Source organism: Acidovorax sp. 93 (genome assembly GCF_003633835.1).
In the GTDB taxonomy this organism is placed as follows: Bacteria; Pseudomonadota; Gammaproteobacteria; order Burkholderiales; family Burkholderiaceae_C; genus Acidovorax; species Acidovorax facilis.
On the sequence record NZ_RBIT01000001.1, the window covers coordinates 3,729,702 to 3,746,201 of the forward strand.

Genomic DNA, 16,500 nt, shown 5'->3' on the forward strand with positions numbered 1-16,500 from the left:
AACCGCCATTGAACACGAAAACAACTGCCGCAACAAACCCGCAAGTGCACTACCTGGCCAACGCCTTCAGTGCCAGCTTGATGCCATCGCTCACACCCACCTCTGGTGGCAGGGCCTTGAGGGCCGCCGCAGCCTCTTTGTCGTTGTAGCCCAAAGCCAACAGTGCCTGCAGAATGTCGGCCTGTGCGTCACTGGCAGCGGGCCCGTGGGCAGCGCCCATGTCGGCCCCCAGCTTGCCCTTGAGCTCCAGCAGCAGCCGCTCGGCCGTCTTCTTGCCAATGCCCGGCACCTTGACCAGGCGGCCTGCCTCCTGCAGCGTGATGGCCTGGGCCAGATCCGCCACGCCCATGCCGCTCAGGATGGACAGCGCAGTGCGCGGCCCCACGCCCGATATCTTGATCAGCTCGCGGAACGCCTGGCGCTCGGGCGCCGTGGCAAAGCCATACAGCAGCTGCGCGTCTTCGCGCACAATGAACTGGGTCAGCAGGCTCACCTTTTCGCCCACAGCAGGCAGGTTGTAGAACGTGCTCATGGGCACATTCACCTCATAGCCCACGCCATGGCAGTCCAACAGCACCTCGGGGGGATTCTTCTCCAGCAGGGTGCCGGTCAATTTGCCTATCATTGATGTCCTTTGCCGCGCACTGCGGCGATCCAACGGGAATTATCCGCGTGATCCTGCGCCACACCTTCACCCCCCACAACAACACCCGACTCACGCACCTGTGTGGCCCGGCCGACGCGCACCTGCGCACCATCGAAGTGGCCCTCTCGGTGAGCATTGCGCACCGGCATGAGCAGTTCAAGGTGGACGGCCCCAAAGCGAAGGCCACGCAGGCGATGGAGCTTTTGCAGGCGCTGTATGAGATGGCCGAACGCCCGATCACCGAGGACCACCTGCAGCTCATGCTGGCTGGTGACAGCGCCCTGGTGGAGGCGCCCGAAGGCGCCATTGTGCTCAACACCCGCCGGGCCGACCTGCGCGGCCGCACGCCTACACAAAACCTGTACCTCGAAAACATCGCCAGCCACGACATCACCTTTGGCATCGGCCCTGCAGGCACCGGCAAGACCTATCTCGCCGTGGCCTGCGCCGTGGATGCGCTGGAGCGCAGCGCCGTGCAGCGCATTGTGCTGACCCGCCCGGCCGTCGAGGCGGGCGAGCGCCTGGGTTTTCTGCCCGGCGATCTGGCGCAAAAGGTGGACCCCTACCTGCGCCCGCTGTACGACGCGCTGTACGAACTGATGGGCTACGACAAGGTGATGAAGGCCTTCGAGCGCAATGCGCTGGAAATTGCGCCGCTGGCCTTCATGCGCGGGCGCACGCTGAACAACGCCTTCGTGATCCTGGACGAAGCGCAGAACACCACGCCCGAACAGATGAAGATGTTCCTCACCCGCATCGGCTTTGGCGCCAAGGCCGTGGTCACGGGCGACGTGAGCCAGATCGACCTGCCCAAGGGGGCCATGAGCGGCCTGATCGATGCCGAGCGGGTGCTCAAGCGGGTCAAGGGCATCTCCGTCACCCGCTTCACCACTGCCGACGTGGTGCGCCACCCGCTGGTCGCGCGCATCGTCGATGCCTACGACGCACCGCGCCGCGCCCCGGCTTCTCGCAGCCGGGACTAGAACTATCATTTTGATAGCTTTCAGCGCTTATCCATCCAGCGCTGGCGGCCAAAAATAGCAAAAATGTCTTTACACAAACTCTCCCTGTCGCTGCAGTTCGGCAAGTTTGAAGGCGCGGCCGCGCACCGCGCCGTGCTGCCACGCCACAAGGTCACCCGCTGGATTCGCCACGCGCTGGCCACCGATGCCGAGATCACCGTGCGCATCGTGGGCGCCGAAGAAGGCCAGCAGCTCAACCGCGAGTACCGCAAGAAGGACTACGCCACCAACGTGCTCACCTTCGACTACACGCAGGAACCCGTGGTAACTGCCGACTTGGTGCTGTGCGCCCCTGTGATCGAGCGCGAGGCCAAAGAGCAGAACAAGAGCCTGGAAGAGCACTATGCCCACATGCTGGTGCATGGCACGCTGCATGCCCAGGGCTGGGACCACGAGACCAGCGAGGCAGATGCCGAGGAGATGGAGGAGTATGAAACCGCCATCCTGCAGGAGTTGGGCTTTGCCGACCCGTACGCGACTTCCTGAACGCTATCCCTGCTGCCGAGGGCAGCGGCGCACTTTTTACCATTTGGTACAAAGTGCTCGCATCTGCCGGGGCTCGGCGTTGTCTTGATAAGCGACGATTGACTCCTCCAGTGCGCGTCTCGCAGACCTGTTGGCACTCCCGCCGCGCGCCCTGCCTGTCTTCCCCCTTTTTTCAGGAGTCTTCTCTGTGATCAATTTCCAGCGACACCCTGCGCCCGTGGCGAATTCGGGCCTGCCATGCTTGTATCGCGCCTTGCTGCTGGCGGCGCCACTCGTTCTGGCGGCCTGCGGGGGCGGCAGTGGCGAATCGGAGCCCGCCGGACTCCCGGCCCCTTCCGGCTTCAGCGTGGCGAGCTACGGCCCCAAGACCTACAACTTGGGCTGGACCGTCACCCCGGGTGCGATGCGCTACGAACTGTTCGAGGACCCTGATGGCGCAGCAGGCCCCCAACCTGAATCGCTATTCGGCGTCGGCGCCGCCAACAACGTCACCAGCTTCCCCATACAGGTTGGGGGGCTGCTGCACGAGCGTGTGAACGCGAGTTACCGGCTGCGCGCCTGCGACACGAGCGGCTGCGGCCCGTTCACGAGCGCGGTAACACCCGACCTCACCCAGGCCATAGGGCGCTTCGACCTGCCTGCCGGCGATCCGACGCAGCGATTTGGCGCCTACACGAACGCAATTGCCCTTTCGGCCGACGGTTTAACGCTGGCTGTCGGGTCGCCCCGCGAGGGCAGTTCAGACGGCCTGGCAGGGGCGGGCGCGGTGTACATCTTCAGCCGCAGCATGCCAGGCGTTGGCATGCCAGCCCCTGCCTGGGGTCTGCGGGCGCGGCTGGAAGGCAGCAGTCCGGCCGCAAAGATGGCCTTTGGCGCCAGCCTCGCACTATCGGCCAACGGTCGCACGCTGGCAGTGGGTGCACCAGAGGAAAGAAGCAATGCACGCGGCATCAACGGCGATGCGGCCAACCGCGACGCGTATGGCGCGGGGGCTGCTTATATCTTCATGGACAACGGCAGCACCTGGAGCCAGCAGGCCTACATCAAGTCCCGCAACACGCCTGCGAAAGTCGAGACCTGCAGCCGCCTGGACATCTCTGGCACGGCTGTATTTCCATGCACCCCCCAACACTTTGGCTTCAGCGTGGCTCTGTCAGCCGACGGGAACCTGCTGGCGGTAGGAGCGCCCGAAGAAGGTGCTAACTTCACCCCGGGGTCTGCCGCCGTGTTGAGTGGACTCTCCTTCACCGGTGAAACCATTTTTGGAGGCGGCGTCGGAGCCGTTCACACCTTTGCCCGCAACAACGGCGGCTGGGCCGAGCAGGCGCACCTGCCAGGCAGCAGCGCCGACCCGACAATGGCCCGCTTTGGGGCGGTTGTAGCCCTGTCCAGCGACGGCACCGTGCTTGCGGCAAACACCGACAAGGACATCTCGGTCCTGACCCATCTCGGAGGTGTCTGGAGTGCACCCACGCAGGTGTGGCGCGTTCCTGCCGCAGGTGCGCTGACGGGTTCGCACAACCCCTTTGCAATGTCCAGGGACGGAAGCACACTGGCCGTCTTGGACCGCTCTGGAGGTACTGACGTTCAGCTGCGAACATTCACACGCACTGGGGACGCCTGGACGCAGCAGCCCGCATTGCCGGTCAAGGCTGCCGACGGGTTCTTTACAAACAGTGTCATGTTGTCGCTTTCTGCGGACGGCCGCATGCTTGCCGTGGGCAACCTCGACGATGCAAGCAACGCCTCTGGCATCAATGGCAACCCCAACAACCTGGCCTTATATTCAGCCGGAGCCGTCAATGTCTACCGCCGTGACGGCACCACCTGGGCGCACAGGGCCTACCTCAAGGCCCCCCAGCCGCGCGCACTTGCACGCTTCGGTGCCAGCGTCGCCCTGTCCGGTGATGCCAGCACCCTGGCCGTGGGCACCAGCAGTGCCACGGATGGCGTAACACCCGCCGCAGCCGACGCCGCCTATCTGTACTGATTGCATCGGCAGCCGGGACCCACTGGCGACAGGGCTGAACACCCGACGAGGCTCACGGCAGGCAAAAGTGTTGCACCCGCGCCATCGCCAATGGTGGCGGCGCCACCCCCTACCATCGGAGCATGCTCGACACGCCTTTGCTGCTCACCGCCGCCTTCGTTGCCGGCGCCCTCAACGCCGTCGCCGGAGGCGGCAGTTTTCTGACCCTGCCCGCCCTCGTCTTCACTGGCGTGCCGCCTGTGGTGGCCAATGCCACGGGCACGGTAGCCCTGCTGCCGGGGTACATGGCCGGCGCATGGGGTTTCCGCGAAGACACGGCCCCGCCGCCGGGGCTGTCGATGCGCCTGTTGGTGGTGCTCTCGCTCATCGGGGGCGCAGCCGGGGCCGCGCTGCTGCTGGTCACGCCCGACGCCACCTTCCGCCGCGTGGTTCCCTGGCTGCTGCTGGCGGCCACGGCGCTGTTCGCATTCGGGCCGCAGCTGCGCCGGATGCTGGCGGGCGGCAAACCCTCCACCGCCAAGGCCACGGTGGGCGTGCTGGCGGTGGCTGCCTATGGCGGCTATTTCAACGGCGGGCTGGGCATCCTTCTGCTGGCGCTGTTCGGCCTGCTGGGGCAGACGAACCTGAACGCTATGAACGGCCTCAAGAACTGGGTGTCGGCCCTGCTTACCGCCATTGCCGTGCTCATCTATGCGGCAGGCGGCGTGGTGCTGTGGCCGCAGGCGCTGATGATGATGGTGGCCGCCACCGCAGGGGGCTACGGAGGGGCACGCTTGGCCCGCAAGCTGCCCCCGGCGGTGTTACGCTTGGGAGTCGTAGCCACCGGCCTGGCGATGTCGCTGGTTTTTTTTGCGCGGCAGTAAAAGTCGGACGTCCGCGCGGCAACGTGGTTGCTGCTGCCTCTACCGAGGCGCGAGCGGGGGCTCGTCAACACGGGCTTGCGCCGCACCGCCCCTTCAACGATGCATCCATCCGCCCAGGCAGTTATCCGCCCACTGAGGAGATCTCATGTCTAACGTCACACCTTTGCTCAGTTCCGTCACCGCCAACGCGGCCCTGCGCAGCCTCGGTGGCCTTGCCACGCCACGCTGGCGCGCGGCAGGCATCAGCACCAGCCTGATGTTGTCGCTGCTTCTTTCCGCCTGTGGCGGCGGCAGTGGAGACAACGCCAGCGAACCACCACCGCCTGCCCCTACACCTACCTCCGTGCCGGTTCCCGGGACGCCCAACGGAGCATTCGACACCATCGGCACAGCGGAATTCAGCCTGCGCTACGGGGTGGAGCGCTACGACTTCGTCTGGAGCCGCTCGGCCCCAGCTACGCACTACGAGCTCTGGGAGGACCCGGACGGCCTGGGTCCGCTGCCCGAGGCGCAGGCCGGCTCCGCGATCACCGGCACACGGCACACCTTTGAAATCAAGCAGCTGCACCAACGGGTAAACGCCACCTACCGGCTGCGCGAGTGCAATGGCACCAGCTGCTCCTTCCGGGCCACCACGCTCGCACCGGACGCGCTGCGCGCGCACTTCCTCTTTGACCGCCAAGGCAGCAGCGTGCTGGCGCCGTTCAACGCCACCGCTGGCACTCCGGTGCTCGTCTCGGCGGACCTCAAGACGCTGGTGATCGGAGCGCCCGACCCGGTGAGCACCACCACCTTGCCCCGGCCAACGCCCGCCGTTGACGACAGCGCCGTTCACATCCTCGTGCGCAGCGCCGTGGGCGTGGCCTGGCAGCCGCAGGCCCGACTGCAGGCGAGCAATCGGCGTGCGCCAGCCTGCAACAACGCAGCCCAGGATTACTGCCACTCTTCGTCCTTCGGAGCGGGGCTGGCGCTGTCTGCCGATGGGAACACGCTGGCGGTCAGCGCTACCGGAGAGACCAGCAACGCCCGGGGCGTCAACGGCGATCAGGCCAACACCGACAGCCTGGCCGCGGGCGCGGTGTATGTCTTCGCCCGCACTGGCGGCAGCTGGAGCCAGCAGGCCTATGTCAAGGCCAGCAACACGCCGGCACGCAACAACACCTGGTGCAACCTTTCTTATTGGGCCACACAGCCCTGCGACGGGCAGAACTTCGGCGCCAGCGTGGCCCTGTCCGCCGACGGCAGCCTGCTGGCTGTGGGTGCCACCGGTGACGACAGCAAGTCCACCGGCGTCAACGGCGATGCGAACGACACCTTGGCGGTCTTTGCGGGCGCCGTTCACACCTATGCCCGCACCGGCTCCACCTGGGCGCCGCAGGCTTACCTCAAGGCCAGCAACACGGATGCTGGCGACGGGTTCGGTACGTCGGTGTCCCTGTCGGCCGATGGCTCGACCCTGGCCGTCGGCGCTATCTTCGAGCGCAGCAGCGCCACCGGCGTCGGTGGCAATCAATCAGACAACGCGCAATCGCCCTTTGGAGCCGTCTATGTCTTCAGCCAGGACCGCGGCAGCTGGAGCCAGCAGGCCTATGTGAAGGCCCCCGTGAACACGGTCGTCGGCGGCACCGAGCCAATGAGCTACTTCGGCGGACGCACAGCCCTGTCCGCCCATGGCGACACCCTGGCGGTGGGCTCTGTGCGGGGCATGGCTTTCGTTTATGCACGTGCACAGAACACGTGGCAAGCCCAGGCCCACATGTTCCCGGCCGGGCCCAACGTCATTCGATTCGGAGAGGCGGTGGGTGTGTCGGCGGACGGAAACAGCGTGGTCACTGCGGCGCAGGATGTGGGGAGCGAAGCCTCCGCATTTACCCTCTACTTCTTCAGCCGCACCGGCGGCACCTGGAGCCAGTAGGTACCACGGAGTCAGGCGGCACCACGCCCCAGCAACGGCGACCGCGGCAAGAAGCGAAACGCGGTCGAGGCCGCCGCCAGCATGCACGCGATGCTGACCATGACCGCCTGGTAGGGCTCGTGGCCATGGCGCTGCGCCCACGCGGCCAACAGCCCCGTGAGCGATTGCATCAGCGCCACGCCCAGGAACATGGACATGGTGTACAGCGACAGCGCGCGGCCCGTCATCTCAGCGGGGTAGGACGAACGCACGTCCGCGTACTGCAGCACGCCGTAGCCGGACAGCAGCCCCATGAGGAAGATCAGCGCCACGTTGGCGGTGGCGTGGTGCCAGAAGGCCAGCAGCAGGAACAGGCTGCCCATGAGCAGGGAAAAGTGGGTGATCCAGCGCCGCCGCCGTGTGGGCCCCGGGTCCATGCGGCCAAACGCGGCGGGCACGAACAGCGCGAGCATCGACAGCACCAGGGCCACGTTGCCGCTGTCGATGAGCGAAAACCCATACCGCCCCATCAGCAGGGGCCCCAGCCACAAGCCGCGCAGAGTCAGGAAGGCGGCGTAGCAGGTCATGCCCAGGATCAGGATGCCCCAGGTGTGAGGCACCTTGAGCAAGCTGCCAAACCGGCCCGCCGCCTGCGCCCACGACTCGCGCGGACCCTGGGGTGCTTGCGCCAATGCCGGCTCGTGCACACGCAGAAAGATCAGCAGCCACGACAGAAGCGAAAACACCGCCAGCACCGCGAACCCCGCGCGCCAGCCCCCGTGCTGCACCATCCAGGCCAGCGGTGTGCCGGTGAACAACAGCCCCAGCCCGCCCACCCCCATGCCCACGCCCGAGAAAAAGGCGAAGCGCTGCGCAGGAAAGTGGCGCGAAACGAAGACGGTACAAGCCAGGAAGGCGGGAGAGCAGCCCACACCGATCAGCAGCTGGCCCACCATCAGCCAGCCATAGCCGGGCGCGAGGGCTGATACCGCGGCCCCCAGCCCCGCCAACGGGAAAGCCACCAGCACCGTGCGGCGCAGGCCGTACAGGTCCATGCCGATGCCCATGAGGAGCTGGGTCACGCCAAACGACAGGCCAAACAGGCCGGCAAACGCGCCCAGCGAGTCCGGCGAAATGCCAAAGTCCGCCTGCAGCCCTGCGGCGATGATGCTCGTCACGGTGCGGTAAGCCTGACTCAGCGCAAAGGCCGACAACAGGCACAGGTACATCACCCAAAGGGCGCGGCGTGGCGAGGGCGGATCAGGCAGGACAGCGGGGGCGGCTTGGGTCACGGGTGAAGCAGGGCTGGCAGTGGGCGCGCGGCGGGTATACGGCGGAGTGCGCACCGCATCACAAGAACAGAAGAACGGAACGCACGTGCCCGAGCCTACAGAATTTGCCACCCGCGCGTCGTCGCCGTGCGGACAACCCCACGGCCAGCTGCGGGCCGAGGCCAGCCCACGCGTTCAGCCAGCCGCCGCTGTCGCCAGCGAAGGCGCCATCCGCAGCGGGATGGTCACCGGGCCGTCATTGACGAGGTGCACCTGCATATCGGCGGCAAACTGGCCCGTGGCCACCTCGGGGTGCACCTTGCGCGCCTGGGCAACCACATAGTCGTACAGCCGCCGCCCCTCATCGGGCGCAGCCGCCTGGGTGAAGCTGGGGCGGTTGCCGCCGGTGGTGTCTGCCGCCAGCGTGAACTGGCTGACCAGCAGCAGGCCGCCACCGGTTTCCTGCACGCTCTGGTTCATCTTGCCTGCGGCGTCCGAAAAAATGCGCAGCTTGAGGATCTTGGCCAGCAGTTTGTCGGCCTCCATCTCCGTGTCACCGCGTTCGGCACACACCAGCACCAGCAGGCCTGCGCCGATGGCGCCCACGGTCTGCCCGTTCACCTCCACGCGCGCTTCGCGCACACGTTGCAATACGCTGATCACTTCACGGCATCCTTCAAATCGTCACGGGGATCATCAAAATGCGCTTCCACATCGGTGGGCAGCAGCTCGATGGTGGCGCGCAGGCCGGGTACGGCGGTCATCAGCGCGCGCTCGACCTGGCCGCGCAGTTCGGCGGCGTGCCGCAGGGTCCAGTCGGCGGGCATGTGCAGGTGCATGTCCACAAACTGGCGCTGGCCCGCACGGCGGGTGGAGACATGGTCAAACCGCACGGCACCGGGCGCCTGCGATAGCACAAACTGCTGCAACGTGACGTCGATGGTGGCCTGCACCTCGGGCTCTACCGCTGAATCCATGAGGCCCTGGGAGGATCGCCACACCAGCTCCACGCCCTCTTTCAGGATATTCAGCGCCACGGCAATCGCCGCCAGCGCATCCAGCCACAGCCAGCCCGTGAGGGCCGCGCCCGCAATGCCCACCAGCACACCGGCCGAGGTCCACACGTCGGTGACGAGATGGCGCGCATCGGCCTCCAGCGCGATGGAGCGGTACTCGCGGGCCGAGCGGAACATGAGCCACGCGAGAAAGCCATTGAGCGCCGAACTGAGCACCGACAGGCCCAGGCCCCAGCCCAGCTGTTCGATGGGCTGCGGGTCCATCAGCCGGTGCCCGGCCGCCCACAGGATGCCCGCCGACACCCCCACGATGAGGATGCCTTCGAACCCTGACGAAAAATACTCAGCCTTGTGGTGGCCGTAGGGGTGGTCGTCATCCGCAGGCCGCGCCGCCACGGTCACCATGGCCAGCGCAAACATGGCGCTGGCCAGGTTGACAAACGACTCCATCGCATCCGACAGCAGGCCCACCGAGCCGGTGACCACCCAGGCCAGCGTCTTGAGAGCAATGGTGACTCCCGCCACCGCGATAGACGCCCACAGCAGGTTGCGGGGTGTGAGCCATTGGTGAGGCTTTGGAGCAGGGTTGGACATGGATGGAGGTATTGGAGGAGCAGCGCTGAAGAACCGAGCCGGAATTACACCAGAGCGGCCTTAAGACCCGCTTTACGCCGTTTGCTCAGACAGCGCTACCTTCGGCGAAGCGCGTCCCGCGCAAGCCCCCATGCCAGAATCCGCGCATGACCCCGGCATGGCGCCGCCGCCTTCCCTCGTACCGCACCCTGCATCTCCCCAGCCTGCTGCTCTGGGCCGTGGTCGCATGCGCGGGCGCCAGCTGGCTGGCCGTCGCGCGTTTGCAGCAGCTGCACGCAGCGTTCGAGACCGACGCGCGCATCGTGCACCGGCTACTGAGCCAGCGTGTGGTGCAGCACGACGCCATCATGGCCACGCTGGCGTTGCTGCAGCCCACCGCTGCAGCGAGCAACAGCACCGACGCCGCATCCCCCCTGCCCCGCCTGCCTTCGGTCTACCCGCAAATTCTGGCGGTGCTGCAGCGCACAGCGCAGAGTGATTGGCCCCCCGCACTACAGGCAGAACTGGCGGCCGCTGAAGCCTCCTCACGCCGCACCGGCCATGCGGCCATGGCAGGGCTGAACCTGCCCGCAGGCCGCTATCACCTCGTGCTGGCAGGCACGCCCGCCAGCTACGCACTGCACATCGACCTGCGCAGCACCATTCCCATGGACGAGTGGCCCATGGACAGGTCCACCAGCCCCGTGCGTGTGACGCTGGAGCGCGATGGCGAGGCTTTCGTCGTACAGCCGGGCCGATCCGAGGTGGGCGCCTGGAGCCGCACCTACGAGTTTCACAAGCTGCTGGCGGCACAAAGCCAGCCGCTGGACGTGGTGGCCCGCCGCAGCGTGGGCCTGCACGAGCTGCCGTGGTGGGTCATGCTGGGCTGGTGCGTGCTGACCGCTGCGCTGTGGGCTGCAGGCCGCGCACTGTGGCGCCAGCGCGTGGCCCGCCAGCGGGCCGAAGAGCTGCTGCGCCTGGGCCAGGTGGCACGCCTGAACACACTGGGCGAGCTGGCCGCCGGCATGGCGCACGAGTTGAACCAGCCGCTGACGGCCCTGTTGTCGAGCACCCAGGCCGCCCAGCGCCTGCTGGCCGATGAACCGCCCGACCTCGACACCGCCCAGACGGCCATGGCCCGTGCGGTGGAGCAGGCACGCCGCGCCTCCACCGTGGTGGGTCGCCTGCGCCGCCTGGTGGAACGCCCCGACCTGGCAGGCCAGGCCCAGCCGCTGGCGCTGCCCACGGCCGTGCACGACGCGCTGCACCTGCTGGAGCCCGAGCTGGCCCAGCGGGGGGTGGTGCCCAGCGTGACCACCACTCCCGACCTGCCCACCGTGCTGGCCGAGCCTGTGGCCCTGCAGCAGATCATCCACAACCTGCTGATGAATGCATTGCAGGCCCTGGAACAGGTGCCAGCCACCGAACGCCAGCTTCACATTGCCATGGCGCGCACCGATACCGGGCACGTGGCCCTGTCGGTGCGCGACCACGGCCCGGGCATACCACCCGAGGCCCGCCAGCGCCTGTTCGAGCCGTTCTACACCACACGCACGGGCGGGCTGGGACTGGGCCTGACACTGTGCGACAGCCTGGCGCAGGCCATGGGCGCGCAGCTGGCCCTGGCGCCTGAGGCCGCTGCGCCAGCCCAAGACCTACGGGGCGCAGAGTTTGTGCTGACCCTGCCCACCGCACCGCCCGCCCATGACCGATAGCGCGCCATCCCTCTCGCCCCTGATCCACCTGGTGGACGACGATGCCGCCGTGCGCGACAGCCTCTCCCTGCTCATCAGCACCGTGGGCCTGCGCGTACAGGCCTGGGCCGACCCGCAGTCCTTCATGGCAGGGTTTGACCGCGCCAGCATCGGCGCCATCGTGCTCGATGTGCGCATGCCCGGCATCAGCGGCCTCACGGTGCTGGAGCAGCTGCTCGCGCAGGGCGTGGACCAGCCCATGATCCTGCTGACCGGCCACGGCACGGTGGAGATGTGCCGCCGCGCATTCAAGGCCGGGGCGGCGGAGTTTCTGGAAAAGCCCGTGGACGACGAAGTGCTGATCGAAGCCCTGCAGAACGCCGTGCGCCAGCATGTGCGATCCCGCGAGCGCCACCAGGCCGACCAGCAGGCGCGCGAGCGCTTCGCGCAACTGTCGGCCCGCGAGCGCGAGGTGCTGGGCTTGATCGTGGAGGGCCTGACCAACAAGGAGATTGGGCGCGCGCTGGCACTGTCGCCCCGCACGGTGGAAACGCACCGCGCCAACCTGTTTGGCAAGCTGGGGGCGGAATCGCTGGCGCAGCTGATACGGCGGTATGCGGCGCTGGTGGATGCTGCATCCTGAGCAGCTTTGCCAAGGCCTTCCGTAGTTTTACGGAGGCCCGCGCGTAGCCGCCCGAATGGCTGAAAACCGCAGCGTTTTCTACAGTTCTCCCACGGCGCCACAACGGGTGGCACCGACGTCAAAAACACCGGAGAACACCATGCAAAACCGCCTCGCCACCATCGCCGCCCTCACCCTGTCCCTGATCGCCACAGCGGCCAGCGCCGAAGGCGTACGCACCGAAAAGAACATCTCGCTGGACCTGGCCACGCAGATCGCCGCGCAAACCGTCGCCACCTGCAGCGCCAACGGCTACAACGTGACCGCCACCGTGGTGGACCGCGCAGGCACCGTGCGCGCCGTGCACCGCGCCGACAACGCAGGCCCCCACACGCTGGAAGCCAGCCGCCTGAAGGCCTACACCTCGGCATCGGCCAAGAACACCACGCTGGCCATGATGGAAGGCGCGCAGAAAAACCCCGCTGCTGCCAACCTGGTGAACATCCCTGGCTACCTGCTGCTGGGCGGCGGCGTGCCGGTGAAGGTGGGTAACGAAGTCATCGGCGCCGTAGGCGTGGGCGGCGCGCCTGGCGGCCACCTGGACGAGCAATGCGCCGTGGCCGGCATCGCCAAGGTGCATGATCTGCTGAAGTAACCCCCCGCCCACACCTGCAACGCACGCCATCGGAGACACCCGTGAAGCACTGGAACCTTGTATTCACACTGGCCGCTGCACTGGCCTGTGCCACCACGGCCCAGGCCCAGGTGCCTCCCACGGCGGCCGAAACAGCGGCCTACCAGGGCCTGCATGCCGCTGCGGCGCGGGGCGACATGCCGACGTTGAACAAGCTGATTGCCGCAAAGGGTGATCTGAACGCACGCGACGCATATGGCCGCACGCCCCTGCATGTGGCCACATACGCCCGGCAGGCCGAAGCGATCCGCGCCCTTGCCAAAGCGGGCGCTGGCCTGGATCTGCTGGAAAACGACCGTTACGACGCCGTGACCATTGCCGCCGTGGCCGACGACGAGGCTACGCTGCGCGTGCTGCTGCAACTGGGCGCCAGCGCCAAACAGGTGACCAGCCGCTACGACGGCACGGCGCTCATCGCCGCTGCCCACCTGGGGCACGACGGCGTGGTGCGCCAGCTGATCGCCGCTGGCGCACCGCTGGACCATGTGAACAACCTGCACTGGACGGCGCTCATCGAGTCCATCGTGCTGGGCAACGGCGGCCCGCGCCACCAAGCCACCCTGCAAGCCCTGCTGCGGGCGGGTGCGAGCCAAACGCTGACCGACCGGCAGGGCAACACGCCGCTCCAACTTGCACGGCAGCGCGGTTTCAGCGAAATGGTGCGGATGCTGGCGGAGGCAGGCGCCAGGTAAAGAGACGGCGGGTGCGGCAAGCACCCATGCCAATGCCCCCATACGCACTTCGCTTCAGCGGTACAGCTTAGCGCCCGCCACGCGCACCTTGTCGGCGCGCGCCGCGCCCAGGGCCTCCACCACCGGTTCCCACACACTCGCGTAGGCGGGCATGGCGTGCGGAGCAAACGCCGTATGGGGCCAGTCCGAACCCCACACCAGCCGCTCACCCATCAGCCCGGCCACGCGGCGGATCGCGCCGTGCAGTTCGGCGTAGGGGGCCACGGCCTGCAGGCGGTACCAGCCCGACAGCTTGACCCACGCCCCCAGGTCGGCCAGCCTTGCCAGCGCCTGCCAGGCCGCATCGTCCTGCGCCAAGGCGGCGTGCATTCCCGCCAGATGGTCCAGCACACAATGCAACCCCGTTTGCAGATGCAGCTGGGCAATCTGCGCCAGTTGGGCGGGTGCTGCATACCACTGCACATGCCAGCCCAGCGCCTTCAGGCGGGGCGCCAGCGCCTGCATGGCCTGCGCCCCGTTGCCCACGGGGGACACCAGATTGAAACGCACGCCGCGCACGCCCAGTGCGTGCATGGTGTGCAGTTCGCTGTCGGCAATGTCGGTATCCACCACCACCACCGCGCGGTGCCGACCCGGTTCGCGCGCCAGGGCGTCGAGCACCAGCCGGTTGTCGGTGCCGTACACGCTGGGCTGCACCAACACGAGGTGGCCCACGCCCAGCTTCGCGGCTTCTGCCTCAATGCGTTCGAGAGGCTGGTGCGCAGGCTGGTAGTGCCCAGCCTGGACCGGGGCTGCGGCATCAAACACATGGACGTGCGTGTCCCATCCCTCGAGGGCATCCCGCAACGGTGTGGATATGGCCAGCGCACTCACGGGTCAGCCCACCACGATCTTGCGCTCACGGATGACCTTGCCCCACTGCGCTTGCTGGGCCTGGATGAACTTGCCCGCACTGGCCTGGGTGGCATCGGGAAAGGCATCACCGCCCAGCGCGCGAATGCGGCCCAGCACCTCAGGGTCTGCCAGCGCCTTGCGGATGGCGTTGACCAGCTGCGTGCGCACCTCGGGCGCAATGCCCGCCGGAGCCAGCACGGGGTTCCACTCCAGCACTTCGTAGTCGGCCACGCCGGCCTGCGCCATGGTGGGCACATCGGGCAGCGAACGGGCGCGCACGGCGCTGGTCACTGCCAGCGGCCGCAGCTTGCCCGCCTGGATGTGGCCAAGTGACGAGGCCACATTGGCAAAGAACAGCGGCACCTGGCCTCCCATCACGTCGTTCATGGCAGGGCCGCCCCCACGGTAGGGAATGTGGGACAGCCGCACGCCTGCGCGCTCTTCAAACAACGCCCCCGCCAGATGCTGGGCCGAACCATTGCCGGACGACGCATAGGCCACGTCCTCGGGCTTGGCCTTGGCGCGTGCGATAACCTCCTTGACGGAATTGACACCGAAGCCCGGGTGGCACACCAGCACGTTCGGAAAGGTCGCCAACACGGCCAGTGGCACAAAGGCCGTGTTGCTGTCGTAGGGCAGCTTGGGGTAGAGCGATGGATTGACAGCGAACGACGATGCATCGAGCAGCAGTGTGGTGCCATCCGGCGTGGCGCGGGCCACCGCCGATGCGGCCAGTTGGCCGCTGGCGCCGGGCTTGTTGTCCACCACCACGCCTTGGCCCAGCGCCTCGGCCATGCGGGGCGCGATGATGCGGGCCATCAGGTCGGCACCGCCGCCTGCCGGGTAAGAGACAACCAGGGTCACGGTGCGTCCGCCGCCCACGCCCGCGGCGCGGGTGTGCACCCAGGGGGCGGCCAAGGTGGCGCCCACAGCAGCCAGCGCCGCGCGGCGCGACAGACCAGGGGGGGTCAGAGGATCGGACAGATGGGGCATACAGGTCTCCTTGGTTGAGTTTTCAGGCGTTCAGGGGGCCCCGCAGGAAGCTGGCGCCCCAAGTCCAGCAGGTGGTGTGGAACTGGCTTGCCAGGCCACGGACACCCCCGCGGTTGTCGTTCATGTAATGGTCACGGTGTAGTGAAAGGCATGGGCATCGCCGCGCGTGGTGCGCCATTCGACGCAGCGCCCGCCCAGGTCGTAGGCGGCCCGTTGCACCACCACGCCCGGATGGCCTGCGGCCAGCCCCAGGGGGATGGCCTGAGCGGCCGTCAGCACGGCAAAGCCAATGTCGTCCACGGCACGGTGCACATGCACGCCGCAGCGCCGCGCGAACATGGGGTACAGCAGGTCGTCCCATTCGGCGGTGCTGCCTTCGGCCAGGGGAGCAAACACATCCAGCGGCAACCACAGCTCTTCCAGCAGGCAGGGCTGGTCGGCCAGCAGGCGCAAACGCAGCAGCCGCAGCACCATCTCGCCGGTGGCCAAGCCCAGCCTGCGGGCCACGGCGGCCGGGGCCGCCACGCGCTGGCGTGACAGGATGCGCGAGCGTGGCATTTCGCCACTGCCGCTGTCAAACCTAAAAAAGCGCAGCATCGACGCACCGGCAATCCCTTGGCGCACAAAGGTGCCCCGGCCGTGTATGCGTTCTACCAGGCCTTGCGCCACCAGGAGTTCCAGCGCACGGCGCATGGTGCCCAGCGCCACCTGGTGCTCAGTGGCCAGCAGGCTTTCTGCCGGCAGGGCCGAGCCGGGTGGCCACTCCCCTGCCACCACGCGGGCACGCAGGGCGGCGGCCAGGGCGGCGTAGCGGCTCAATCCCGGGGCACTGTCAAAGGCAACAACTTTGTGGGATGTGGTCATGCCAAGAACTATAGTCCTCTATAGGTCTTGGTGCAATGCGCAGATGCCACAGGCGGCGTGAAAAAACAGCTGCGGAAATGATCCGCCGCCGGGCAGAACCTGGTAACTATCAAAAAAATAGCAACAAATGACACCCATCAAGCGCTGGCAGCATTTTTCACCCAAATTTTCACCTGCCACCAGCGCAGCCAGCCTCCGCGCAGCGGCGCTGGCCCCACGTGAGCGCCTCAGAGGCTGAGAGTTTTTAGGCGAGCCCAAAAAGCGCGCGAAAACGCCTCGGATCTGG

General features: G+C 67.2%; 16 protein-coding genes. 9 read left to right on the top strand and 7 right to left on the bottom strand.

Features of this window, described 5'->3' with window-relative positions; translation table 11 throughout:
* Window positions 1–49 precede the first annotated feature (49 nt).
* Window positions 50–625 (bottom strand): Holliday junction branch migration protein RuvA, encoded by a 576-nt coding sequence (ruvA, locus tag C8C93_RS16975; protein ID WP_121507662.1) that lies wholly within the window; start codon window positions 623–625, stop codon window positions 50–52.
* Between the two features lie 47 nt (window positions 626–672).
* Here ruvA and C8C93_RS16980 point away from each other — a divergent pair, with 47 nt between their 5' ends.
* The 5 genes from C8C93_RS16980 (at window position 673) to C8C93_RS17000 (ending at window position 6,922) form a co-directional block, all read left to right on the top strand.
* The gene (locus C8C93_RS16980; RefSeq protein ID WP_055396485.1) at window positions 673–1,629 is read left to right on the top strand and encodes a PhoH family protein; all 957 of its coding nucleotides are present in this window, start codon (window positions 673–675) and stop codon (window positions 1,627–1,629) included.
* 63 nt (window positions 1,630–1,692) lie between these two features.
* Entirely contained in the window at window positions 1,693–2,154 is a 462-nt protein-coding gene (gene ybeY / locus C8C93_RS16985; RefSeq protein WP_121507663.1) for an rRNA maturation RNase YbeY, read from the top strand.
* 187 nt (window positions 2,155–2,341) lie between these two features.
* Entirely contained in the window at window positions 2,342–4,144 is a 1,803-nt protein-coding gene (locus tag C8C93_RS16990; RefSeq protein WP_147433778.1) for a hypothetical protein, read from the top strand.
* A 122-nt stretch (window positions 4,145–4,266) separates the two neighbouring features.
* Window positions 4,267–5,007 carry a sulfite exporter TauE/SafE family protein gene (locus C8C93_RS16995; protein ID WP_121507665.1) on the top strand — a complete coding sequence of 247 codons (741 nt, stop codon included), beginning with the start codon at window positions 4,267–4,269 and terminating at the stop codon, window positions 5,005–5,007.
* Window positions 5,008–5,152: 145 nt separating this feature from the next.
* Complete coding sequence (locus tag C8C93_RS17000; RefSeq protein WP_121507666.1) at window positions 5,153–6,922, top strand: FG-GAP repeat protein; 1,770 nt, start codon at window positions 5,153–5,155, stop codon at window positions 6,920–6,922.
* A gap of 11 nt (window positions 6,923–6,933) precedes the next feature.
* Here the strand turns inward: C8C93_RS17000 and C8C93_RS17005 are convergent, their stop codons facing one another.
* The 3 genes from C8C93_RS17005 to C8C93_RS17015 form a co-directional block, all read right to left on the bottom strand.
* Window positions 6,934–8,193 carry an MFS transporter gene (locus C8C93_RS17005; protein WP_121507667.1) on the bottom strand — a complete coding sequence of 420 codons (1,260 nt, stop codon included), beginning with the start codon at window positions 8,191–8,193 and terminating at the stop codon, window positions 6,934–6,936.
* 174 nt (window positions 8,194–8,367) lie between these two features.
* A complete protein-coding gene (dtd, locus tag C8C93_RS17010) occupies window positions 8,368–8,835 on the bottom strand; it encodes a D-aminoacyl-tRNA deacylase (RefSeq protein ID WP_121507668.1) in 468 nt (155 codons plus the stop codon).
* Window positions 8,832–9,782, bottom strand: a complete 951-nt coding sequence (locus C8C93_RS17015; RefSeq protein ID WP_121507669.1) for a cation diffusion facilitator family transporter — start codon at window positions 9,780–9,782, stop codon at window positions 8,832–8,834. Before C8C93_RS17015 ends, dtd begins: the two co-directional genes overlap by 4 nt.
* Window positions 9,783–9,928: 146 nt before the next feature.
* On the opposite strand from C8C93_RS17015, the gene C8C93_RS17020 reads away from it, so the two are divergent.
* From C8C93_RS17020 to C8C93_RS17035, 4 genes are all read left to right on the top strand, one after another.
* Window positions 9,929–11,476 carry a sensor histidine kinase gene (locus C8C93_RS17020; RefSeq protein ID WP_121507670.1) on the top strand — a complete coding sequence of 516 codons (1,548 nt, stop codon included), beginning with the start codon at window positions 9,929–9,931 and terminating at the stop codon, window positions 11,474–11,476.
* Complete coding sequence (locus C8C93_RS17025; RefSeq protein ID WP_121507671.1) at window positions 11,466–12,098, top strand: response regulator transcription factor; 633 nt, start codon at window positions 11,466–11,468, stop codon at window positions 12,096–12,098. The genes C8C93_RS17020 and C8C93_RS17025 overlap by 11 nt, the downstream gene beginning before the upstream one ends.
* Before the next feature lie 139 nt (window positions 12,099–12,237).
* A complete protein-coding gene (locus C8C93_RS17030) occupies window positions 12,238–12,732 on the top strand; it encodes a heme-binding protein (protein ID WP_121507672.1) in 495 nt (164 codons plus the stop codon).
* A gap of 41 nt (window positions 12,733–12,773) precedes the next feature.
* Complete coding sequence (locus C8C93_RS17035; RefSeq protein ID WP_121507673.1) at window positions 12,774–13,463, top strand: ankyrin repeat domain-containing protein; 690 nt, start codon at window positions 12,774–12,776, stop codon at window positions 13,461–13,463.
* A 54-nt stretch (window positions 13,464–13,517) separates the two neighbouring features.
* Here the strand turns inward: C8C93_RS17035 and C8C93_RS17040 are convergent, their stop codons facing one another.
* The 3 genes from C8C93_RS17040 to C8C93_RS17050 all read right to left on the bottom strand — a co-directional run bounded on the left by C8C93_RS17040 (window position 13,518) and on the right by C8C93_RS17050 (window position 16,214).
* Window positions 13,518–14,309, bottom strand: a complete 792-nt coding sequence (locus C8C93_RS17040; protein ID WP_233559468.1) for an amidohydrolase — start codon at window positions 14,307–14,309, stop codon at window positions 13,518–13,520.
* 30 nt (window positions 14,310–14,339) lie between these two features.
* Entirely contained in the window at window positions 14,340–15,350 is a 1,011-nt protein-coding gene (locus C8C93_RS17045; RefSeq protein ID WP_121507675.1) for a tripartite tricarboxylate transporter substrate binding protein, read from the bottom strand.
* A gap of 120 nt (window positions 15,351–15,470) precedes the next feature.
* Entirely contained in the window at window positions 15,471–16,214 is a 744-nt protein-coding gene (locus C8C93_RS17050; protein ID WP_121507676.1) for a GntR family transcriptional regulator, read from the bottom strand.
* Between the last annotated feature and the right edge of the window lie 286 nt (window positions 16,215–16,500).

Coding starts and splice junctions, on each gene's coding strand:
- ruvA (WP_121507662.1), bottom strand. CDS start 625: ATGATAGGCAAATTGACCGGCACCCTGCTGGAGAAGAATCCCCCCGAG.
- ybeY (WP_121507663.1), top strand. CDS start 1,693: ATGTCTTTACACAAACTCTCCCTGTCGCTGCAGTTCGGCAAGTTTGAA.
- C8C93_RS16995 (WP_121507665.1), top strand. CDS start 4,267: ATGCTCGACACGCCTTTGCTGCTCACCGCCGCCTTCGTTGCCGGCGCC.
- C8C93_RS17000 (WP_121507666.1), top strand. CDS start 5,153: ATGTCTAACGTCACACCTTTGCTCAGTTCCGTCACCGCCAACGCGGCC.
- C8C93_RS17015 (WP_121507669.1), bottom strand. CDS start 9,782: ATGTCCAACCCTGCTCCAAAGCCTCACCAATGGCTCACACCCCGCAAC.
- C8C93_RS17020 (WP_121507670.1), top strand. CDS start 9,929: ATGACCCCGGCATGGCGCCGCCGCCTTCCCTCGTACCGCACCCTGCAT.
- C8C93_RS17025 (WP_121507671.1), top strand. CDS start 11,466: ATGACCGATAGCGCGCCATCCCTCTCGCCCCTGATCCACCTGGTGGAC.
- C8C93_RS17030 (WP_121507672.1), top strand. CDS start 12,238: ATGCAAAACCGCCTCGCCACCATCGCCGCCCTCACCCTGTCCCTGATC.
- C8C93_RS17045 (WP_121507675.1), bottom strand. CDS start 15,350: ATGCCCCATCTGTCCGATCCTCTGACCCCCCCTGGTCTGTCGCGCCGC.
- C8C93_RS17050 (WP_121507676.1), bottom strand. CDS start 16,214: ATGACCACATCCCACAAAGTTGTTGCCTTTGACAGTGCCCCGGGATTG.